Source organism: Streptomyces sp. Tek67B01, from assembly GCF_055231995.1.
The window spans coordinates 732,056-753,710 of the sequence record NZ_JBUYUY010000001.1; the positions used below are offsets into that span (position 1 = coordinate 732,056).

Annotated in this window: 17 protein-coding genes and 1 pseudogene; 13 read left to right on the plus strand and 5 right to left on the minus strand. The window is 74.7% G+C overall.

What is annotated here, in order from left to right; all coding sequences use genetic code 11:
- Positions 1 to 92: 92 nt before the first annotated feature.
- Complete coding sequence (locus ACV7NM_RS03635) at positions 93 to 1,082, minus strand: SDR family NAD(P)-dependent oxidoreductase (protein WP_463408861.1); 990 nt, start codon at positions 1,080 to 1,082, stop codon at positions 93 to 95.
- Between the two features lie 315 nt (positions 1,083 to 1,397).
- On the opposite strand from ACV7NM_RS03635, the gene ACV7NM_RS03640 reads away from it, so the two are divergent.
- From ACV7NM_RS03640 to ACV7NM_RS03685, 10 genes are all read left to right on the plus strand, one after another.
- Positions 1,398 to 2,360 carry a UDP-glucuronic acid decarboxylase family protein gene (locus tag ACV7NM_RS03640; protein ID WP_463408862.1) on the plus strand — a complete coding sequence of 321 codons (963 nt, stop codon included), beginning with the start codon at positions 1,398 to 1,400 and terminating at the stop codon, positions 2,358 to 2,360.
- 71 nt (positions 2,361 to 2,431) lie between these two features.
- Complete coding sequence (locus tag ACV7NM_RS03645) at positions 2,432 to 4,108, plus strand: carbamoyltransferase family protein (protein ID WP_463408863.1); 1,677 nt, start codon at positions 2,432 to 2,434, stop codon at positions 4,106 to 4,108.
- The gene (locus ACV7NM_RS03650) at positions 4,105 to 5,181 is read left to right on the plus strand and encodes a glycosyltransferase family 2 protein (protein WP_463408864.1); all 1,077 of its coding nucleotides are present in this window, start codon (positions 4,105 to 4,107) and stop codon (positions 5,179 to 5,181) included. The genes ACV7NM_RS03645 and ACV7NM_RS03650 overlap by 4 nt, the downstream gene beginning before the upstream one ends.
- Positions 5,178 to 5,813, plus strand: a complete 636-nt coding sequence (locus ACV7NM_RS03655; RefSeq protein WP_463408865.1) for a D-glycero-alpha-D-manno-heptose-1,7-bisphosphate 7-phosphatase — start codon at positions 5,178 to 5,180, stop codon at positions 5,811 to 5,813. Before ACV7NM_RS03650 ends, ACV7NM_RS03655 begins: the two co-directional genes overlap by 4 nt.
- Positions 5,810 to 6,889, plus strand: coding sequence for a glycosyltransferase family 9 protein (locus tag ACV7NM_RS03660; protein ID WP_463408866.1), 1,080 nt, complete (start codon positions 5,810 to 5,812; stop codon positions 6,887 to 6,889). Before ACV7NM_RS03655 ends, ACV7NM_RS03660 begins: the two co-directional genes overlap by 4 nt.
- Positions 6,886 to 7,851: a glycosyltransferase gene (locus ACV7NM_RS03665; RefSeq protein WP_463408867.1), complete on the plus strand. Its 966-nt coding sequence runs from the start codon at positions 6,886 to 6,888 to the stop codon at positions 7,849 to 7,851. Before ACV7NM_RS03660 ends, ACV7NM_RS03665 begins: the two co-directional genes overlap by 4 nt.
- Positions 7,848 to 9,107 carry a glycosyltransferase gene (locus ACV7NM_RS03670; RefSeq protein WP_463408868.1) on the plus strand — a complete coding sequence of 420 codons (1,260 nt, stop codon included), beginning with the start codon at positions 7,848 to 7,850 and terminating at the stop codon, positions 9,105 to 9,107. The genes ACV7NM_RS03665 and ACV7NM_RS03670 overlap by 4 nt, the downstream gene beginning before the upstream one ends.
- A 94-nt stretch (positions 9,108 to 9,201) precedes the next feature.
- A complete protein-coding gene (locus ACV7NM_RS03675) occupies positions 9,202 to 9,885 on the plus strand; it encodes a D-sedoheptulose-7-phosphate isomerase (protein ID WP_463408869.1) in 684 nt (227 codons plus the stop codon).
- On the plus strand, positions 9,882 to 11,282 hold the full coding sequence (locus ACV7NM_RS03680; protein ID WP_463408870.1) for a PfkB family carbohydrate kinase: 1,401 nt from the start codon (positions 9,882 to 9,884) through the stop codon (positions 11,280 to 11,282). The genes ACV7NM_RS03675 and ACV7NM_RS03680 overlap by 4 nt, the downstream gene beginning before the upstream one ends.
- Before the next feature lie 27 nt (positions 11,283 to 11,309).
- A complete protein-coding gene (locus ACV7NM_RS03685; protein WP_463408871.1) occupies positions 11,310 to 12,326 on the plus strand; it encodes a glycosyltransferase family 9 protein in 1,017 nt (338 codons plus the stop codon).
- A 35-nt stretch (positions 12,327 to 12,361) separates the two neighbouring features.
- Here ACV7NM_RS03685 and ACV7NM_RS03690 read toward each other — a convergent pair whose 3' ends face one another.
- Positions 12,362 to 13,774, minus strand: a complete 1,413-nt coding sequence (locus ACV7NM_RS03690) for an MFS transporter (RefSeq protein ID WP_463408872.1) — start codon at positions 13,772 to 13,774, stop codon at positions 12,362 to 12,364.
- 504 nt (positions 13,775 to 14,278) lie between these two features.
- On the opposite strand from ACV7NM_RS03690, the gene ACV7NM_RS03695 reads away from it, so the two are divergent.
- Positions 14,279 to 15,013: an SDR family oxidoreductase gene (locus ACV7NM_RS03695; protein WP_463408873.1), complete on the plus strand. Its 735-nt coding sequence runs from the start codon at positions 14,279 to 14,281 to the stop codon at positions 15,011 to 15,013.
- Between the two features lie 39 nt (positions 15,014 to 15,052).
- On the opposite strand, the pseudogene ACV7NM_RS03700 reads toward ACV7NM_RS03695, so the two are convergent.
- Both ACV7NM_RS03700 and ACV7NM_RS03705 read right to left on the minus strand, forming a co-directional pair.
- Positions 15,053 to 15,508: pseudogene (locus tag ACV7NM_RS03700) on the minus strand (DUF6766 family protein); the annotation flags it as partial.
- A gap of 181 nt (positions 15,509 to 15,689) precedes the next feature.
- Complete coding sequence (locus ACV7NM_RS03705; protein ID WP_463408874.1) at positions 15,690 to 16,112, minus strand: hypothetical protein; 423 nt, start codon at positions 16,110 to 16,112, stop codon at positions 15,690 to 15,692.
- A gap of 217 nt (positions 16,113 to 16,329) precedes the next feature.
- Between ACV7NM_RS03705 and ACV7NM_RS03710 the strand changes: the two genes are divergently transcribed.
- Both ACV7NM_RS03710 and ACV7NM_RS03715 read left to right on the plus strand, forming a co-directional pair.
- Positions 16,330 to 16,659: a hypothetical protein gene (locus ACV7NM_RS03710; protein WP_463408875.1), complete on the plus strand. Its 330-nt coding sequence runs from the start codon at positions 16,330 to 16,332 to the stop codon at positions 16,657 to 16,659.
- An 89-nt stretch (positions 16,660 to 16,748) separates the two neighbouring features.
- Positions 16,749 to 19,064 carry a catalase gene (locus ACV7NM_RS03715; RefSeq protein WP_463408876.1) on the plus strand — a complete coding sequence of 772 codons (2,316 nt, stop codon included), beginning with the start codon at positions 16,749 to 16,751 and terminating at the stop codon, positions 19,062 to 19,064.
- A 30-nt stretch (positions 19,065 to 19,094) separates the two neighbouring features.
- On the opposite strand, the gene ACV7NM_RS03720 is transcribed toward ACV7NM_RS03715, so the two are convergent.
- Entirely contained in the window at positions 19,095 to 21,623 is a 2,529-nt protein-coding gene (locus ACV7NM_RS03720) for a SpoIIE family protein phosphatase (protein WP_463408877.1), read from the minus strand.
- Positions 21,624 to 21,655 lie beyond the last annotated feature (32 nt).

The window sequence follows — 21,655 nt, forward strand, 5'->3', positions numbered from 1 at the left end:
GCGCGGGGTCATACGGCACGCGCCCCGGGGGGCCCGGGGAACCTCCCGGCGCGTACGGCGGCTCACCGGGCGGTTCATCGGGGTACGGCGGTTCACCGGCGTCCGACGACGGCGCGGGCCCCGAACAGGGCGGCGCAGCCGACGGCGGCGGCCGCCGCCGTCCTGCGGGCCGCCGTGCGCGTCCCACTGCGGCGCCCGCCCCGTATCGCCGAGCTCCCCCCGGACGGCTCGCGCAGGGTGCCCGTCCCGTCCGGCGCGCTCCCGGCGCGGCCCAGGTACGCGTGTTCGGTGCGCCAGGCGAGCGCCCCGCGGGTCAGACCCGGGGCGAGGGTGTGCGCGGCCGCCAGGGACCGGGCGTAGGGGCCCACCAGCACGCGTGGCCTGGGGCGGCACATCGCGGAGGTGAGGGCACGGGCGACCCGCTCGGGCGTCGCCACGGGCGGCAGCGAGCGCAGTTCGCGGCCGGTGTGGTTGGCCGCGTGGTGGAAGAAGGGGGTGTCCACACCGGCGGGGAGCACCGTGCACACGTGGATGCCGTCCGCCCCCATGAGCGCCAGCTCGGCGCGCAGCCCCTCGTCGAAGGTCACGAGGGCCGCCTTGGACATCGCGTAACCGGACATGTAGGGCGCCTGCACCACCGCCCCGAGCAGGGAGGCGACGTCGATAAGGACCCCTTCTCCCTGCCGGCCCTGCCGGCGCATGACGGGCACCGCGGCCCGGGCCCCGTTGACGGCGCCGATGACGTTGACGTCCAGGAGGCGGCGCAGTTCGGCCGGGGGCGTCTGGTCGAACCGGCCGAGGATGCCGACCCCCGCCACGTTGGCCCAGACGTCGATCCGGCCGAAGCGGGCGGTGGCGGCCGCGGCGAGGGCGGTCACGGCCTCGGGGTCGGTGACGTCGGTGGGGACGGCCAGCGCCTGTCCCCCGTGGCGCCGGCACCGCCGCGCGACGTGGTCGAGTTCCCGGGCGCTGCGGGCGGCGAGGACGACGTGCGCTCCGCGTCGGGCGCAGGCCAGGGCGGTGGCGCGGCCTATGCCGCTGGACGCGCCCGTGATGACGACGACACGGTTCTCGAGCTTCACACCGGGGCGTCTCACCGGTACGGGGTGATTCATGCCGCCCGGCGGTACCCGGTCGAGCGTCCGGCGGAGCGCCGTTGCCGCCGGGCGGGCGTCGTGGCCGTCCGTTCCGGGGGCGCGCGACCGCCATCCTCCTCACCCTCCGTGATTCACCGCAATGGCGTGCTTCCGAATGCCCCTTCCTCCCCGCCGGCGGAGGCTGATGCCAATCCCGGGGCTCCAGCCGCCCGCCGCACAGTGCGGGACCGCTGAGGGAGTTGCCCACCTGCCGACACGGGCGGGTGGAGAGCCGGACCCACGTGCCAGAGGAGAGCTTCGATGAGCGCCGTCTCGAAACAACGCTGGGAGCACGCCGTCGTCACCGGCGGCGCCGGTTTCGTGGGCTCCCACCTGTGTGCCGCGCTACTGGACGCGGGCACGGACGTGACGTGCGTGGACGACTTCAGCACGGGCCGGCCGGAGAACATCGCCGCCCTGACCGACAGACCGGGCTTCACCCTGTGCCGGGCCAACGTCTCGGAGCCGTTCACCGTGCCCCGCCCGCCGGACCTCGTGCTGCACCTGGCATCGCCCGCCTCCCCGGCGGACTACCTGCGGCTGCCGCTGCACACCATGGAGGCCGGCAGCCTCGGCACCCGCAACGCCCTCGAACTCGCCCACCGGTCCGAGGCGCGCTTCCTGCTCGCCTCCACCTCCGAGGTCTACGGCGACCCGCAGGAACACCCGCAGAACGAGCGCTACTGGGGCAACGTCAACCCCGTCGGGCCGCGCAGCGTGTACGACGAGGCGAAGCGCTTCGGTGAGGCCCTCACGACCGCCGAGGCCGGTTTCCACGGGACGGACACCGCCATCGTGCGGCTGTTCAACACCTACGGTCCCCGGATGCGCGGTTACGACGGTCGGGCCGTGCCCACCTTCATCCGCCAGGCCCTGGCGGGCGAGCCGCTCACGGTCACCGGTGACGGGCTGCAGACCCGCTCGCTCTGTTACGTGGACGACACCGTCGCCGGCATCCTCGCGATGGCGGCCCACGGCATGCGGGGCCCCGTCAACATCGGCAATCCGACCGAGATCACCATGCTCGAACTGGCCCGGGTGATCATCGAACTCACCGGCTCCGCTTCCGAGATCCGCTTCATCGAACGGCCCACGGACGACCCGAGCGTGCGCTGCCCCGACATCACGCTGGCCCGCGACAAGCTCCAGTGGGAGCCGGAGGTGGCCGCCGAGGACGGTCTGCGGCGCACCATCGCCTGGTTCCGCGCCCAGCCGGACGGCTGACGCCGAAGCAACAGGGCGCGTCCCCGTCCGTCCCCGCGCCCGCCGCTCCCTCCGCCGAAAGGCCGCCAGACATGCGCATTCTCGGAATCAACGCCCTCTTCCACGACCCCGCCGCCGCGCTCGTCATCGACGGCCACATCGTCGCCGCCGCCGAGGAGGAACGTTTCTCCCGACGGAAGCACGGCAAGCGCCCGGTGCCCTTCTCCGCCTGGGAACTGCCCGTACAGGCCGCTTCCTGGTGCCTGCACCGGGCCGGTCTGCGCCCCCGGGACCTCGACGCCGTGGCCTACTCCTTCGACCCGGACCTCGCCCGGCCCGCCGGGGAGATGGGCCTGGACGACCCCTGGGACCACCTGCGGCTGACCTACGCCCGCGAGGCGCCGAACTTCCTGCGCAGCGCCCTGCCGGGGCTGGATCCCGCCCTCGTGCGTTTCGTACCGCACCACATGGCGCACGCCGCGTCCGCCGCCTTCGCCGCCGCCGGGGCCGAGACCTCCTCGGTACTGGTCCTGGACGGGCGCGGCGAGCGGGCCTCGCACCTCGCGGCCCGCCGCATCCACGACCGGCTGGAGCCCCTGCACTCCCAGGAACTCCCGCACTCCCTGGGCCTGGTGTACGAGGAGCTCACCGCCCACCTGGGATTCCTGCGCTCCTCCGACGAGTTCAAGGTCATGGCCCTCGCCTCGCACGGCACCCCGCGGATGCTGGCGGAGCTGCGCCGTCACGTGTACCCCACCGGCGACGGCGGGTTCCACGCCTCCGGGGTCCCCTGGCACGAACTGTGCTCCCCCCGCGGGCCCGAGGAGGCCTGGACGCGCGAGCACGCCGATGTCGCCGCCAGTGCGCAGGCCGTTTTGGAGGAGACGCTGCTCGACCTGGCGCGTTGGCTGCACGGCAAGACCCACGACAGCGTCCTGACCTTGGCCGGCGGTGTCGCGCTGAACTGCGTCGCCAACTCCCGCATCGCCCGCGAGGGGCCCTTCTCCCGGGTCTGGGTACAGCCGGCCGCCGGTGACGCGGGGACCGCCCTCGGTGGCGCCCTCCTGCTGGCCGCCGGCGCCGGGGACGACCCGGAGCCGATGACCGGCGCCGACCTGGGACGCGACTGGTCCGACGCCGAGCTCGGCGCCTGGCTCAAGACGGCCGCCGTGCCCTTCGAACGGCCCCCGGACATCGCCGAGACGGTCGCCCGGGCGCTTGCCGACAACGCCATCGTCGCCTGGTTCCAGGGGCGTTCGGAGTACGGACCGCGGGCTCTGGGCCACCGTTCGTTGCTCGCGCACCCGGGACACGCGGGCAACCTGGAGCGGCTCAACGACGTGAAGGGGCGCGAGCAGTTCCGGCCGGTGGCGCCGATGGTGCTCGCCGACCGCGCCGCCGAGATCTTCACCGGGCCCGTCCCGAGCCCGTACATGCTGTTCGTGCACGACGTGGCGCCCGAGTGGCGCGAGCGGATTCCCGCCGTCGTACACGTCGACGGCACCGCCCGCATCCAGACCGTCGACCCGGCGTCCGAGCCGCTGGTGGCCCGGATGCTGGGCCACTTCGAGCGGCTCACCGGGGTACCCGTCGTGGTCAACACCAGCCTGAACACGGCCGGTCGGCCCATGGTGGACGATCCGCGCGACGCGTTGGAGTGCTTCGGTTCGTCGCCCGTCGACCTCCTCGCGATCGGACCGTACGCGATCCGGCGCGGTTCGTTCTTCCGTACCGACGACCGCTCCGACGACGAAGGTTGGTCCCGATGACCGCGTACGCCCCTCCCCGCACTGCCCCGCCGTACGCCGTGGTGGTACCGACCCTGGGCCGCCCGAGCCTGAGCCGGTGCCTGGCCGCGCTGGCCGCCTGCGCCGGGCCCAAGCCGGTCCGGGTCGTCCTCGTGGACGACCGCCCCCGCGCCGAGGGGACACCCCTGCCCGTCGACGTCCCGGACGCACTGCGCGACGTCACGGTGACGGTGTCCGGCGGGGGCCGCGGGCCCGCCGCCGCGCGCAACACCGGCCGCCGCGAGGTGGGCGGCGTCGCCCACTGGATCGTCTTCCTCGACGACGACGTGCTGCCCGGACCGGAATGGGGCGAGGAACTGGCCGGTGACCTCGCCGCGGCCTCCGAGCGGACCGGCGGGATCTCCGCCCGGATAGCGGTGCCGCTGCCCGGCGACCGCCGCCCCACCGACTGGGAGCGCGGCACGGCCGGGCTGGCCACCGCGCGGTGGATCACCGCCGACATGGCCTACCGGCCGGAAGTGCTGGAAGCGGTCGGCGGGTTCGACGAGCGGTTCCGGCGGGCCTTTCGCGAGGACGCCGATCTGGCGCTGCGGGTCCTGGACGCAGGCTGGAGCCTGGACGAGGGCCTGCGACGCACCACCCATCCCGTGCGCCCGGCCGACCGCTGGGTCTCCGTACGCCAGCAGGCCGGCAACGCCGACGACGTCCTGATGAACCGGCTGCACGGCGGCGGCTGGTGGAGCCGGGCGAGCGCGCCCCGCGGCCGGCTGCCGCGCCACCTGTTGGTGACCGGAGCGGCGGCCGGGGCGGTGTCCTGCGCCGTCCTCGGCAGGCGCGGCGCCGCCGTCGCGTGCGCGACCGGGTGGCTGGCGGGTACGGCCGAGTTCGCGGGAGCGCGGATCGCGCCGGGACCCCGCAGCCGGCAGGAGGTGCTGTCCATGGCGGTGACCAGCGTGCTGATCCCGCCGGTCGCCACCTGGCACTGGCTGCGCGGACAGGTGCGCCACCGCCGGGCGCTGCCGTGGCGCCCCCGGCCGGAGGCGGCGCCGGCGCGTACGCCGCGCACACCGGTCCGGGAACCGGTGCCGCGATGACCCGGCCGCTGCCGCCCGGCCCCTGGCTGTTCGAGGCGTCCCCCCGGGTCCGGCCCGGCCACGAGGCGGACCCGGAGCTGCCCCGGGCGGTGCTGTTCGACCGGGACGGCACCCTGGTGGCCGACGTGCCCTACAACGGCGACCCCCGGCGGGTGGCGCCGATGCCCTCGGCCCGCGAGGCCGTGGCCGCCGTACGCGCCCTCGACATCCCGGTGGGGGTCGTGAGCAACCAGTCGGGCGTCGCCCGCGGTCTGTTGTCGCGCTCCCAGGTGCTGGCCGTGCGCGAGCGGGTCGACGGGCTCTTCGGACCGTTCGCGGTGTGGGCGGTGTGCCCGCACGGTCCGCGCGACGCCTGCGGCTGCCGAAAGCCCGCCCCGGGCCTGGTGTTGGCCGCCTGCCGGTACCTCGGGGTGCCCGCCGGGCGGACCGTGGTCATCGGTGACATCGGGGCCGATGTGGAGGCGGCGCGCGCGGCCGGCGCCCGGGGTGTCCTCGTACCTACCGGGCGGACCCTGCCGGAGGAGGTCCTGGCGGCCGGCGAGACGGCGCCCGACCTGCTCGCGGCGGTCCGGCTGGTGCTGGGAGACCGGACCCCGGCGGTGGCGGCCACGAGCCCGCGGAGCGCGCCGTGAGCGGCCCCCGCACGCTGGTGGTACGGCTGGACAGCGCGGGTGACGTGCTGCTGGCCGGGCCGGCGGTCCGGGCGGTCGCGGCGGGCTCCTCGTACACCGCGGTGCTCTGCGGGCCGCTCGGCGAGCAGGCGGCCCGGCTGCTCCCCGGGGTGGACGACGTGCTGGTGTACGACGCGCCCTGGGTGGGGCTGGAGCCCGCCCCGGCCTCCTACCGGGAGTGCGCCGGGCTGCTGGAGGCGATCGGGGCGGGCCGCTTCGACCGGGCGTTGATCCTCGTCTCCTACCACCAGAGCCCGCTGCCGGCGGCCCTGCTGCTGAAACTGGCGGGGGTCCCCTGGGCCGCCGCCGACTGCGAGGACTATCCCGGCTCCCTGCTCGACCTGCGTCACCGGCGCCTGCCGCACCGGCACGAGACGCGGGCCGCGCTGGACCTGGCACGGGACTGCGGGTTCTCGTTGCCGCGCGGCGACGACGGGGCGCTGCGCGTGCGCACCCCGCCCGACACCGCGCACCTGACCGGGCCGCAGCCGTACGTTGTGCTGCATCCCGGGGCGGCCGCCCCGGCACGCGCCTGGACCGCCCCGCGGGCGGCGCGCGCCGCCGAGGCGCTCAGTGGAGCGGGCTACCGGCTGGTGGTCACCGGCAGTCGCGCCGAGAAGGACCTGACCGCCCGGGTGGCGGGTGACCACGCACTGGACCTCGGCGGGGTCACCGCCGATCTGGCCGAGTTGGCGGGCGTCCTCGCGGGCGCCCGGGTGGTCCTCACCGGCAACACCGGTCCCGCGCACCTCGCCGCCGCGACGGGCACCCCCGTCGCCTGTCTGTTCGCGCCGGTGGTTCCCGCCGAGCGCTGGCGTCCGTACGGGGTGCCCCACGTCCTGCTCGGCGACCAGGAGGCGCGCTGCGCGCGGACCAGGGCCCGCCGTTGTCCGGTGGAGGGTCACCCCTGCCTGGACGGGGTGAGCGACGTGGAGGTGCTGGCGGCGGTGGCGACGCTGGGCGGCGGGACCGCGTTGGGGACGCGGCCGGCCCGGGCGGGCGGCTCATCCGAAACGGAGCGAGGAGCGAGGGTATGAAGATCCTGCTGTGGCACGTGCACGGGTCCTGGACCACCGCCTTCGTCCAGGGGCCGCACACGTATCTGGTGCCCGTCACCCCGGAACGCGACCCGGACGGCCTGGGGCGCGCCCGCACCTTCTCCTGGCCGGATTCGGTGAAGGAGGTGACGCCCGGGGAACTGCGCGAGACGCCCGTCGACCTGGTCGTCCTCCAACGCCCGCACGAGGTGGAGCTCGCCGAGCGGTGGTTGGGCGGGCGCCGCCCGGGCCGGGACGTGCCCGCCGTCTACCTGGAGCACAACGCGCCCGATGGCGACGTCCCCCGCACCCGGCACCCCTTCGCCGACCGCGACGACCTCCTCCTCGTCCACGTCACCCACTTCAACCGGTTGTTCTGGGACAACGGCTCCACCCGGACCGAGGTGATCGAACACGGCATCGTCGACCCGGGACACCTGTACTCGGGCCGGCTCGCCCGGGCCGCCGTCGTCGTCAACGACCCCGTCCGCAGGGGCCGCTACACCGGGACGGACCTGCTGGCCGCCCTCGGCGAAGCCGTACCGCTCGATGTGTTCGGCATGCGGACCGAGGGCCTCGCCGGACACCTGGGCGTACCGGCCGACCGGTGCCGCAGCGCCGATCTGCCGCAACGGGCCCTGCACGAGGCGATGGCCGCGCGGCGGATGTACATCCACCCGGTGCGCTGGACCTCACTGGGGCTCTCCCTCCTGGAGGCCATGCACCTGGGCATGCCCGTCGTCGCGCTGGCCACCACCGAGGCGGTGGAGGCCGTACCGCCCGGCACGGGGACGCTGTCGACCCGTCCCGAGGTGCTGGCGCGGGCCGCCCGGCTCTATCGGGAGGATCCGCAGGCGGCGGCCGAGGACGGCGCGCGGGCCCGCCAGGCCGTCTTGGAACGGTACGGACTCAAGCGCTTCCTGGCCGACTGGGAGCGCGTGATGACGGAGGTCCGCTCATGACAGCGCGACGGCGCCCCCTTCTCACTCGCCCCGCCGGGAGGAGCCTGTCCATCGCCCTGGTGTCCGAGCACGCGAGTCCCCTGGCCGCCCTGGGCGGAGTCGACGCCGGCGGCCAGAACGTACACGTCGCCCGGCTGGCGGGGGCGCTCGCCGACCGGGGCCACCGGGTGACCGTGTACACCCGCTGGGACTCCAGGGAACTGCCGGTCACCAAGCCGCTGCGCCCGGGCGTAGTGGTACACCACGTGCCGGCCGGGCCGGCGGAGCAACTGCCCAAGGACGAACTGCTGCCGCACATGCTGGAGTTCGCCCGCTACCTGGCCCTGGAATGGCAGGAGCGGGGGCCCGACCTGGTGCACTCCCACTTCTGGATGTCGGGGCTCGCCTCGCTCCAGGTCGCGCGCGAGCTCCGGCTGCCGCTGCTGCACACCTTCCACGCGCTGGGCACGGTGAAGCGGCGCCACCAAGGGCACGCCGACACCAGCCCGCCGGCCCGCGTCCCGTGCGAGGTGCAGGTGGGGCTCGGCTGCGACCGGGTGGTCGCCACCTGCCGTGACGAGGTCGCGGAGCTCGCCGGGATGGGGGTGCCGACCGAGAAGGTCGACGTCGTGCCCTGCGGGGTGGACCCGCGGGAGTTCTCCCCGGAGGGGCCGGTGGCCGAGCGCGGCCGGTACCGCCATCGGTTGCTCCAACTGGGCCGACTGGTCCCCCGCAAGGGCGCCGCCGTCTCGATCACCGCCCTGGCCGCGCTGCCCGACGCGGAACTCGTCGTGGCGGGCGGTCCCCCGCCGGAGCGGATCGACGCGGACCCGGAGGTGCGCCGCCTGCGGGACCTGGCGCGGGCCGCCGGTGTCGCCGACCGGGTCCGCTTCACCGGCGCAGTGGCCGGCGCCGATGTACCGGCCCTGCTGCGCAGCGCCGACGTCGTGCTCTGCCCCGCGGACTACGAACCCTTCGGCATCGTCCCGCTGGAGGCGATGGCCTGCGGCAAGGCGGTCGTCGCCAGCGAGGTCGGCGGACAGGCCGACACCGTCGCCGACCGCGTCACCGGCCGGCTGGTACCGCCGGGCGACGCCGGGGCCCTGAGCGCCGCCGTCGGCGAACTGCTGGCCGACCCCGCGCTGCGGGAGGCGTACGGGGCCGCGGGCCGCCGCCGTGTACTGAGCCTGTACGGCTGGGCGAACGTCGCCTCGGCCACCGAGACGGCGTACCGCTCGGTGCTCAGCGCGCGCACGGCCGTGGCGGGAGCCCGCTGACACCCCATCCTCCGGACCCCACCGGGCACCACCGACCACCGAAGGAGGGACGGGTACGGCCGCGGCCCCAAGGCCCGACCGGCGCCCGGCCGCCATGACCGATCACTTCGCACTCGACGGCGCTCACCGACACTGCCAGTCGCTCCAGGACGCCCTTGAGCGACTGCGCAGCCACGGCCTCGGCCGGCTCGGCGACTGGGGCGCGCGGCTCGCGGCCGTGCTGCCCGCGGGCGGCCGGCTGCTGGCCGCCGGCAACGGGGGCAGTGCCGCCCAGGCCCAGCACCTGACCGCCGAACTGGTGGGACGCTTCCGACAGGAAAGGCCGGCCTACTCCGCCATCGCGCTGCACGCCGAGACCTCCAGCCTCACCGCGATCGGCAACGACTACGGGTTCGACCAGGTCTTCGCCCGCCAGGTGGCGGCGCACGGCCGTCCGGGCGACGTCCTCGTGCTGCTGTCCACCTCGGGCCGCAGCCCCAACCTGATCTCGGCCGCCATCGCGGGCCGGACCGCGGGGATGGAGGTGTGGGCGATGACCGGCCCGGGACCGAACCCGCTGGCCGAGGCCGCCCACGAGGCGCTGCACGTCGACGCGCCCGCCACCGCCACCGTGCAGGAGACCCACCTGGTGGCGGTGCACCTGCTGTGCGAGGCCTTCGACTCCGCCGCCGCCACTCCGGGCGCCGCCCGTCCGGTGAGCCGCGGGCGCGAGGGCCGCGACCGCGCCTCGGCGCCGAAGCGGTCCGGGGCGGTCCCGGTCTTCAGGCGGCTGCCGTGACCGGGCACGAACCGCTCGTGGTGGTGGGCGACGTCCTGTTGGACGAGGACATCGAGGGTGTCTCCACCCGGCTGTCCCCCGACGCCCCGGCGCCCGTCGTCGACGTCACGGGCGAGCGGCGCCGGCCCGGCGGCGCGGGGCTCGCGGCCGTGCTCGCGGCCCGGGGCGGCCGGGAGGTGGTCCTGGTCACGGCGCTGGGCGACGACGAGGCCAGTGAGACCGTACGGACCGCGCTGCGCGGGCGGGTTCGGGTGGTGGAGATCCCGCTCGAAGGCAGCCTCCCGGTAAAGACCCGGGTCCTGGCGGGCGGGCGGCCTCTGGTCCGTATCGACCGCGGCGGAGGCACCCCCGGTTCCCCGGCGCGCGCGGTCCGGGAGGCCTTGGAGCAGGCCGGGACGGTGCTGGTGGCCGACTACGGGCGGCTGACGGCCCGCGCCGTACGGGAGGCTCTGGAGGCGGTGGCCCCGCGGGTGCCGCTGGTCTGGGACCCGCACCCCAGGGGCGACGCCCCGGTGGTCGGGGCGCGACTGGTGACGCCGAACGCGGCGGAGGCACGGGCACTCAGCCCTGTCGAGGGCGTCTGCCTGCGGGCGTACGCGGAGCGGGGCGCCGAACTGGCGGACCGGTGGCGGGCCGCCGCGGTGGCGGTGACCCTGGGCGAGCGCGGGGTGCTGCTGACGCGGCCCGGCGCGCAGACGCCGATGCTGGTCCCCGCGCCGTACCGCGCCGTGGGCGACCCGTGCGGGGCGGGCGACTGCTTCGCCGCCGCGACGGCGGCGGCGCTGGCGGACGGGGCGCTGCCGGAGGAGGCGGTGGAGCGGGGGGTGGCCGAGGCGGCCGCCTTCGTCGCGGCCGGCGGGGCGGCCAACCGCCTGCTGTGGCGGAGCGGCGCCGCCACGGCCCCGCGACCGGCCCGGGAGCGGGACCCGTTCGCACTGGCCAGGGAGGTCCGGGCGCGCGGCGGCACGGTGGTGGCCACGGGCGGCTGCTTCGACCTGCTGCACGCCGGGCACGTGGGGCTGCTGGAGAGCGCCCGGCGCATCGGGGACTGCCTGATCGTGTGCGTCAACTCCGACGCCTCACTGGGCCGGCTCAAGGGACCCGGGCGGCCGCTGAACCCGCTCGCGGACCGGGTGCGGGTGCTGGAGGCGCTCGGCAGCGTCGACGCCGTCGCCCCGTTCGGGGAGGACACCCCGGCGCGACTGCTGAACCGGCTGCGGCCCGACGTGTGGGTCAAGGGCGGCGACTACTCGGCCGGGGAGCTCCCGGAGGCGGAGGTGCTGCGGCGGTGGGGCGGCCAGGCGGTGGTCCTGCCGTACCTCGACGGCCGTTCCACCACCACCCTCGCCCACCGCGCCGCCCGGGCCGCCGCACCCGTGGCCCCGACGACGCCCTGACGTGCGCACGCTATCCCGGGAGGTCCCATGAGCCACCATCGACGCGATGTCCTCGGGAACCCGCCCCGCCCCGCGGTGCTGGTGTTGCGGGCGCTGGGGCTGGGGGACCTGCTGACCGCCGTGCCCCCGCTGCGGGCGCTGCGCGGAGCCCTGCCCGGCCGGGACATCGTGCTGGCCGCGCCCGCCCGCTTGGCGCAGGCCGCCGCCGCCACCGGCCTGGTGGACCGGCTGCTGCCCGCGTCCGCGCCCGGCCGGGCGGTGCCCGCCGCGCTGGCCTGGGAGGGTCCGCCGCCGGAACTGGCCGTGGACCTGCACGGCAACGGGCCGCCGAGCCATCTGCTGCTCCAGCGCCTGGGGCCACGGCGGCTGTTCGCCTACCGGCATCCCGAGACCCCGGACATCGAGGGCCCCGAATGGTTGGCGGACGAACACGAGCGGGAGCGCTGGTGCCGGCTCCTGGGCTGGTACGGGGTCCGGGCCGATCCCGAGGACCTGCGCATCCCCGCCCCGGACGGGCCCTCACCGGCCCCGGGCGCCGTCGTCATCCATCCCGGAGCGGACGCCGGGGCCCGGCGCTGGCCCCTGGAGCGGTTCGCGTCCGTGGCGCGCACGCTGCGGGCCTGCGGCGAGGAGGTCGTGGTGACGGCGGGCGCGGGTGAGGCGCGGCTGGCCGGGCGGGTGGCGGAGGAGGCGGGCCTGCCGCCCGGGGCGGTGCTGGGCGGCGCCGGCGACGTGCCCTTCGCGACGCTGTGCGCACTCGTGGCGGCGGCGCGCTGCGTGGTGGTGGGGGATACCGGGCTCGCGCACCTCGCGACGGCCTTCGGGACCCCTTCCGTGGTGCTGTTCGGGCCCGTGGCGCCACGGCTGTGGGGACCGCCCCAAAGCACCCGGCACCGCGCCCTGTGGCACCGAGGGCCGGGCGAGGACGCGCTGCGGCCGGGCGACGCGCACGGCTCGCTGCCCGATCCCCGGCTGCTTCGGATCACCGTGGAGGAGGTCGTCGAGGCGGTACGGGGCTTGCCGGCGCCCGCGCCCGCCCGCTGACTCCCCCCGCCGCGCCCCGGCCCGGTCTGGCGAGTTCAGGCAGCGGCCTCCAGGTGCGACCGGACCGGAGTCAGTACCATCGCGGTCGCCGGGACGACGACCGGTGCGTCGCGTCGGCCGCGCAGCAGCAGGCCCGAGGTCAGTACGGCGAACACGACGAGTCCGCCCGCGACCAGTGCGCCGCGCACCCCGGCCCACTCCATCAGCAGGCCGAGCGTGGGAGGCGCCGCGAGACCCCAGAGGGTCTTCACGGTGCTCCAGACGCCCAGCACGCGCCCGCGCATGTGGGCGGGCGGGTCGGTCTGCAAGACGGTGGCGCCGGCCGTCTCCGATACCGACTCGGCCACCGCCATCGGCAGGACCAGGACCAGGAGCACGGTGAGCGAGGGCGACAGCCCGGCCAGTACCTGGAGCAGCGCCCCGGCGGCGGCCAGCACGCCGACGAAGCGCACGGTGGGCTTGCGGAGCCGGGCTCCGAGCACGGCGCCCAGGATGCCGCCGACGGCCAGAACCGTGGAGACCGTGCCGAAGGCCGCGGCGTCGCCCGCGAGCGGGCCGGTGACGAGCACCACGAGGGTCAGACCGTAGTTGCGTCCCAGCAGGGCGCTGAGGCCGCTGATGGCCGCCAAGGCGACCAGCCGGGGGCGGCGCAGGAAGAACACCAAGCCGTCGCGGGCGCCCATGCCCTGCGGGGCGTCCACGGGCTCCGCGGCGCCCTCGCGCTCCGCGGCCTTCGCACGCGGCCGGGCGGCCCGCTCGGCGGCGCTCGGCGCGGCGGCGGGTCCGTTCTGTCGGACGGCCTTGAGGAAGGGGATGACGGCGGCGACGAAGAGGAAGGAGGCGCCGTTGGCGGCGTAGGCGGCGCCGGTGCCGAGGAAGCCGACGACGACACCGGCGAGGGCGGCCCCCGCCAGCCTTCCGGCGTTGGAGACGAGGGAACCGACACCGATGGCGGAGGGCACGTCCTCGGTGGGGACCAGGTCGTTGCCGAGCAGGGCGCAGGCCGGCCCGTCGACGGTGGCGATGATCCCCGTGGTGGCGGCGAGCACCATGAGGACGGCCAGGTTCAACTGGTCGAACGCGACGAGGAACGCGGTCAGGAAAGCGACGGCTCCCAGCAGTGCCTGGCTGACGGCGGCGGTCAGCTTGCGGGGCCAGCGGTCCACGGCGGAGCCGCCGGCCAGCCCCATCAGCAGGCCGGGCGCCGCCTGGACGGACATCGACAGTCCGGTGGCGGCGACGGAGCCCGTGATCTGGAGCACCAGCAGGTTCTGGACCGTCAGCTGCATCCACGTTCCGGTGTTGGAGACGAGGTTGGCGACGGACCACCAGCGCATGCCGCGGTAACGCAGGGAGCGCCACGGGGAGCGGGAGGCGGAGGCCGAGGCAGAGGGGGTGGCGGGCGGCGCGGGGCGGGGGCCGGGCACGAGGGGCGTCGAGGAGGGCACAGTCGATTTCTTCGTGGAGCAGCCCGGGGCTCGGCAGGCTGGGATGGAGTGGCCGGGAGGAAGTGGCCAGTGTGGCGGTGGCCGGGGGCGGCGGTTCGGGCGGGGTGCGCGCGAGCCGCGCGGCCGGCGCACCGGCCCGGGCGGTGCTGCGGCGCCGGCGGTGCTGTCCCGGCGAAATATCGTGGCAGACGAAAACCCCCGCCGGGGTGTGAGCCGTCTCCCCCGCCCGTCGTTCGCGGCCGAATCCCTTGCCCCGTACGGTCCCTGGACTTCTGGTGGGTTTCATCACAGGAACCGTCACTGCCGCGAAGTCGGTTCGGGCTGTGGCGCGGGTCACCGGAGCGGCGACCGCAGGCGGCGTAGTCCGGCGTGCCCGGCGGGAGGGTCGCGCTCACAGTGGGAGACGAGAGGCGACCGGCCGCTCACTCACCGCGACCGGTCTGCGCGGTCGGTGCGGCCCGTCTGCGCGGTCGGTGCGAGGAAGGGCAGGAGATGGAGAGTCGGGTGCAGGTCGATCTTCACGGCAAGCGGGCGCTCGTGACGGGCGGGGCGCGCGGGCTGGGCGCGTCGATCGCTCGGCGGCTGTCGTCCTCGGGCGCCTCCGTCGTGGTGGCGGACGTACGCAAGGACCTGGCGCAGGAGCTGTGCGCCGACCTGATGGTCACCGGGGGCGAGGCCCGGTTCGTCGAGCTGGACGTGTGTGACCCGACGGCGGTGGCGAGGGTCTTCCGTGACCTCGACGAGGAGGGGCAGTCGCTGGACATCCTGGTGAACAACGCCGCCGTGGACGTCTCGAAACCGATCGAGCACCTGACGGCGCAGGAGGTGACCCGGGTCGTCACGACGAACCTGCTCGGGCCGATGTACCTGTGCCTGGAGGTCTACCGGCGCATGGTCGCCCGGGGCGGCGGCCACATCGTCAACATCCTCTCCACCGCGTCCAACCGCACTTGGACCGAGGCGGGCCCGTACTCGGCGAGCAAGTCGGGGCTGCGGGCGTTCACGCACACGCTCTTCAAGGAGGCGCAGCGGGACTGTACGGGGATCGGCGTCACGGGGGTCATCGCGGGCGGCATGGAGACCCCGTTCATCATGGAGCGCTTCCCCGACGCGGACGTGTCGATGCTCCAGAGCCCGGACGTGGTCGCCGACACCGTGTTGTACGCCTTGTCGGCGCCGACCGGCAGCGTGGTCTCCGAGTTGGTGGTGGTTCCGCGCAAGGAGCCGTCGTGGCCGTGACCGGACGGTGGGCGCCGTGACCGGACGACGGGCGCGGGGTCAGCCCTCCACGCCGGTGGCGTCGTGCGGGGCGCCCACGGGCTTGGACTCGGGGGACCCGCGCTGGCGCAGGTAGACGGAGAGGATGGCCATGGACGCGACGGCCAGGAACTCCGATTGCCAGTTCTGCAGGGTCCGCGACCAGAAGTCCGCCGAGGCCACGTACTGGTGCCAGGCGATGGGGTCCTGGAGGTCGCGCAGCTGCTGTTCGTCGTAGGCGGCGGTGCCCGCGATGGACTGGGCGAGCCAGGAGAGCAGGAAGAGCACGGCCATGACGATGCCGAGGGACCGCGAGTACACGCCGCCGCGCCATCCCGCGGCGGCGGCCCAGCGCGGCGAGTCCGCGTCGGCGTGCCGGCCGGTCTTCTGCTCCGCGTCCGATTCGGTGCCCGCCTTGTGCAGTTCCTTGGACTCCGGCGAGCCGCGCTGCAACAGCCACACCGTGGCGAAGATGAAGGCCAAGGTGAGCGAATTGTCTCGAACGAAGCGGCGCATGCCCACGGCTCCTCCGTTCCTCGGTGCGACACGGGCGGCACGACCAAGCGAGGTCATCGGTGCATCAGACCCAGGGCGCTGAAGTACACGACTCCGCCCACCACAACGAGCAGGCACAGCACGAACAGGGTGCGCATCGTCCTCACCCGTCCTTCACCGCGCACTGGTACGGCTGCCCCTGCCGGGCCTCGCAGCCCGCGGCGACGACCTTCCAACCGTGGTCGAACTGCGACAGGAACAGCGTGTCGCCGGGTCCACCGGCCTGCGCCTGGCGTCCGTACACCCGCACGCGTACCAGGTCACCGGCGGCCGGCAGGGCCAGGCCCCGGACCGCGTCCGCGCAGCCCTTGCCCTCGGAGTCCTCCACCTCTTGGCGGGTCTGTGGCGTCAGCCGGGTACAGACGCCCGTGAAGTCCTTGGCGTCCAGGGACTTTTCGAATGCCGTGGCGGCGCCCCGCGCGTCGTCCTCGCGCACCCCGGCCGTCCCGCATCCGCTCGCCGACCCCGTGACGAGGAGGGCGACGGCCACCGCGGCGACGGCACCGGGCCTGCGGGGCCGAGCCACTCTTCCTCCGTGCGTCGTGCCCCGGTCTGCCACAGTGCGCCCCTACCCGCTCCCCGCGCCCCAATGCAACCCGGCAATAACGGCGCATACCTGCCCTCACACCGGTTGCGGCGCGTCCCCATACCGGTGGATACGTACCGGCGCATGCCTTTCGCGGCCGGGGGTAGCCGCCGATCGGTGGCGCCCCTCGGGGCACCGGGACGCAGGAGGCACCGACATGGGATGGGCATCGTGGACGACGAACGCTGTCGCGACGGGACGGGGCGGAGTCGCGACGCGCGAGGCGGGCGCCCTGACGGGGACCGTCGACATCCATACCGGCTGGGCCGACGGGTACGCCCGGGTCACCGTCCGCCGCACCGGCGAACCGCAGTGGTTCACCATCGCCGGCAGCCCCGCCCCGTGCCCCTCGGGATACCAGAGCCGCCTCCTGCACGACCGTGTCGTACGGGCCGTCCGCGCCGGTGACGGCGCGAGCGTCCCGGAGCAGCCCGGGGAACCCCGCGTCTGGTACGACGCGAACGACCCGCGGCCCAGCACCGCGTGAGCCCCGGGACGGCCCCCCCTCCGTCCGACGCTCGCGCACACACCCGACCGACCCACCGGAAGACACACCCGACCGGAAGGCAACCCGTAATGGTTCAGAAGAAGGCGAAGAAGGCGATCGCGGCGAAGAAGAGCGCTCCGAGGACCTCTCCGGTCGAACCGGCCGGCACCGGCGCCCCGGCGGACGGCGTCCCGGGCAGGCCGGCGCCCGAGCCCCCGGCCTTCGCCGAGCCGACCGAGCCCCGTGACCCGCTGCCGCCCAAGGCGGACCAGAGCGGTCCGGACACGCTCAGTCCGACCGGGCAGCCGACCGGCGTCCCCCAGGAGGCGGTGGCCCAGACCGGTTCCTACCTGACGACCGCGCAGGGCGCCCGCCTCCACGACACGGACCACTCCCTCAAGGCGGGACCGCGCGGACCGGTCCTGCTCCAGGACCACCACCTGCGCGAGAAGATCACCCACTTCGACCACGAGCGCATCCCCGAGCGCGTGGTCCACGCCCGCGGCGCGGCGGCGCACGGCGTTTTCCAGGCCTACGGCACGGCGGCCCGGATCACCAAGGCGGCCTTCCTGGCGAAGGGCGCCGAGACCGAGGTCTTCGTACGGTTCTCCACGGTGCTCGGCTCGCGCGGCAGCGCCGACACCGTCCGCGACACCCGGGGCTTCGCGACGAAGTTCTACACCCCCGAGGGCACCTTCGACCTGGTGGGCAACAACATCCCGGTCTTCTTCATCCAGGACGCCGTGAAGTTCCCGGACGTCATCCACGCCGGGAAGCCGCACCCCGACCGGGAGATCCCGCAGGCGCAGAGCGCGCACGACACCTTCTGGGACTTCGTGTCCCTGCACACCGAGGCCACGCACCACACCCTGTGGAACATGTCGGACCGCGGCATCCCGCGTTCCTACCGGATGATGGAGGGATTCGGCGTCCACACCTTCCGGCTGGTCAACGCCAAGGGCGCGACCACCCTGGTGAAGTTCCACTGGAAGCCGAAACTCGGCGTGCACTCCCTGGTCTGGGAGGAAGCACAGCTGACGAACGGCATCGACCCCGACTTCCACCGGCGCGACCTCGCCGACGCCATCGAATCGGGTGCCTACCCGCAGTGGGAGCTGGGCGTTCAGACCTTCCCCGACTCCCCCGACCAGATGTTCGAGGGGATCGACCTGCTCGACCCGACGAAGATCGTGCCGGAGGAGCTCGCGCCGGTCCAGCCGATCGGCGTGATGACGCTCAACCGGAACCCGTCGAACTTCTTCGCCGAGACCGAGCAAGTCGCCTTCCACCCGGGTCACTTGGTGCCCGGCATCGACATCACGGACGACCCGCTGCTGTCGGGGCGGCTCTTCTCCTACCTCGACACGCAGATCAGCCGGCTGGGCGGCCCCAACTTCGCCCAGATCCCGATCAACCGCCCGCACGCCCCGGTCAACGACATGCTGCGCGACGGCATGCACCAGACGGCCGTGCACTCCGGGACGGCGCCGTACCGGCCCAACTCCCTCGACGGCGGCTGCCCGTTCCTCGCCGGAGCCGACACGGGTGCCTACATCGAGGTGCCGGTCGAGACGCCCGCCGCGCACAAGGTCCGGGAGGCGCCCGAGTCCTTCGCGGAGCACTTCCGCCAGCCCCGGCTGTTCTGGCTCAGCATGACGCCGGTCGAGCGTGAGCACATCATCTCGGCCTACACGTTCGAGCTGAGCAAGTGCTACGAGCCCACCATCAGGCAGCGCGTGCTGGCGGTGCTCGCCAACATCGACACCGAGCTGTGCGAGCAGGTCGCCGCCGGTCTCGGGCTGCCCGCCCCGGCCGCCACGCAGCAGCTCGCGGAGCCGGAGCCGAGTCCGGCGCTCTCGCAGATCGGGCAGACCTGGCCGCTGGACGGGCGGGTCGTGGGCATCGTCGCCGGAGCGGACAGCGACTTGAAGGGGCTGCGCGCGTTGCGGCAGTCCGTGCTCGACGCCGGCATGGTTCCCCTGATCATCGCGCCGACCGCAGGCGCCCTCGGCACCGGCAAGAACGCACTGCCCGTACAGCGCACCTTCGCCAACGCCCGCTCCGTCGAGTTCGACGCCCTGCTGGTGGCGGGCGCCCCGGCGCCGGGCGCGGACGCGAAGGGCCCGCGCGACGCGAAGGCCGGGGCCAAGAAGAGCGGGCGCAAGGCCGTCCCGGGGAGCGCCGTGGGCACCGACCCGAGGGTGCTCCTGCTCGTCTCGGAGGCCTTCCGGCACGCGAAGGCGATCGGCGGCTGGGACGGCGCCGAGTCGGTCTGGCAGGAGGCCGGTCTGCCGGCCGGCGCCCCCGGCCTGGTCACCGCGAAGAACGGTTCGTCGGCGCTCGCGGAGGTCATCGCACTGCTGGGCACCCACCGCGTCTGGGACCGGTTCCCCGCCTCGGCGTGACGGCGAGCCGCCGGCGGCCCCGCCCGCCCGTCAGCCGCCCCCTTCCGGGGCGCGATCGGCGGGCGGGCGGGGTTCCGCCGGCAGGTGGATGTCCAGGACGCAGACGTCGTCACGCCGGCCCGGGCGCAGCTCCGCCAGAAGCCTGGCCAGTGGTTCGGGGCGGTCACCGCCCACGGTCTCGACGGCGGCCCGCGCGAGCCGTTCGAGCCCCCGGTCGATGCTCTCCCCCGGTACCTCGATCAGCCCGTCGGTGTAGAGCAGCAGGTGGTCGCCGGGCTCCAGGCGGAGGGTGACCTCCTCGTAGGCGGAGGCGAATGCGGCACCGAGCAGCCCGCCCTCGGGCAACGGCAGGTACTCCGCGCGGCCGTCGCGCACCAGCAGCGGCGGCAGGTGCCCGGCCCTCACCCAGGACAGCCGGTGCTCCTCGGGCCGGTAGCGCGCCATGATCATGGTGGCGGTGGCCGAGGTGCCGAACCCGTCCGGAGGCGTGTGGATCAGGAGGGTGTTGAGTCGGGTCAGGGCGTCGGCGAGTGCCGAACCGGTGACGATCATGCCCTTGGCCGTGAACCTGAGCTGGGCCATGGTGCCGACGGCGTCCAGCCCATGTCCGGCGACGTCACCGACGACGAACAGGGCGCTGCTGTCGGGGAGTTCGATGGCGCTGTACCAGTCCCCGCCGACGTTCACCCCGCTGTCGGAGGGCAGGTAGGCCACGTCGACGCGCAGACCGGCGAGTTCCATCGACCGTTCGGGGGTCGGCAGCAGGGCGTGTTGGAGGCGCGCGGCGAGGGTGCGTTCGGCCTGGAGCATGCCCCGCTGTACGAGCACGGCCCGTTCGCTCTCCCGGAGGGCCAGTTCGGCGTCGCGCTGCGCGGTGAGGTCCTGGAAGAAGCCGTGCACCTCCACCGGTGTGCCGTCGGCGTCGGTCTCGGCTTCGGCGACGATGCGCAGGTGCCGCAGGCCGTCCGGGACGACCACGCGGAACTTCCGGTCGATCGGGCCGCCGTCGCGCAGCAGCCGCTCGACATCGGCGGCGAGCGCGGGCAGGTCGTCGGGCAGCAGGTGTTCGGGCAGCTCCTCCAGCGTCATGGGACCCTGCGCCGGGTCGCGGTGGAAGATGGCGTAGACGTGCTCGGACCACTGGATGGTGTTCGTGGTCAGGTTCCAGTCGGCCCAGCCGAGGTTGCCCAGGCGCTGCATGGCGGCCAGCCGTCGTTCCTCGCGCCGTGCGACGTCGTGGCGGATCCAGGTGACCACGAGCCGGCCGCCGAGCCGCGTCGCCCGTACCGAGTACGAGGACTGCTCGGGGACGCCCGCCACCACCTCCTGGTAGGAGAACGGCTCGCCGACGTACGTCGTCCCGGTGGCGAGGGCGTCGAGGTAGCCCTGCCACAGCGCGGTGCCGGCCACGGTGGGGTAGGTCTCCAGGACGCGCCGGCCGATGAGTTCCTTGCCCCGGCGGCCCGCCACGTCCACGGAGCCGGGGGCGGCCGCCTCGATCCGGTAGTCCTCGACCTCGCCGGTCGGCGCGCGCAGCGGCGAAAGCAGGATGGCCGTGCCGGGAAGGGCATCGAAAACGGCCTGGATGGCGGCCACCTCTTGGTCCATGGGGACGGCGAGGGGTCCGCGGACGGCCCGCAGGGGTCCGGCGCACAGCGCCGCGGCCTCGCACAGTACGGTGCGGGCGTCCCCGTCGAAGGGGCCCGGCCGGCCCCGGAAGAAGCCGACGACGAGGTCGGCCGTACCACCCGCGCCCGGTAGGGGAATCCAGGCGCGGGTGGGCCACCGCCCGGGGTTGTCGCCGATGAGCTGGTAGCGCTCGGCGTCCGCCGTGGCGTCTTCCAGCCAGACGGGCCGGGCGCCGGCGATCGCGTCCAGCGCGGCGATGTTCGCGAGCGGCGGGATGTCGCGCCATTGGCCGACCAGGGCCCGGTCGACGCCCGTGTGGCCGACCAGCTCCAACCGGCCCGCTTCGGCCAGCGCGTAGATCATCAACCCTTCGATGCCCAAGTCGTGGCCCACGGCATCGCAGAGGAAGTCCGCCACGTCGTCGGCGGTACGGGCGTCCGCCAGCCTGCCGGCCAGCCCGGCCAGCAGCCGACGCGGGTCGGGACGTCCGCCCACGACGGCGGGAACGCCGAGGGCACGGCTGCCGCGGGGGAGGTATCGACCGGAGCTGAACACCGATCCTCGCGGCTCCGCGTTCTCGGAGGGCAGGACGATGCGGGTTGCCGCCGGGTCGGGGGCGGGTCGTGAGCGGCCCTGGCCCAGGGTGATCCAGCACTGTTCCATCAGCGTGCGGCCCTGCACCTCGGCCGCGGCGACCAGCGCCTCGTACGCCTCTTCGGCCGAAGCACCCGTGCGGGCCATCAGGACGCCCTTGGCCCGTTCCAGTACCGCCGCGGTGGAGGCCAGGGCCTCCAGGCTCGCGATCTCCGAGCGGAGTCTGGCAACGACCTTGGCCAACGCCAGCACCTCGGGCGCCGAGCCGTCGTCGGGCCCCGACGCGTCCCTCTCGGGGACCGCGCCGTCTTCGGGAACCGCGGATTCGGCCTGCACCCTTTGAGCATGGCACGAGGACCGCGCCGGAG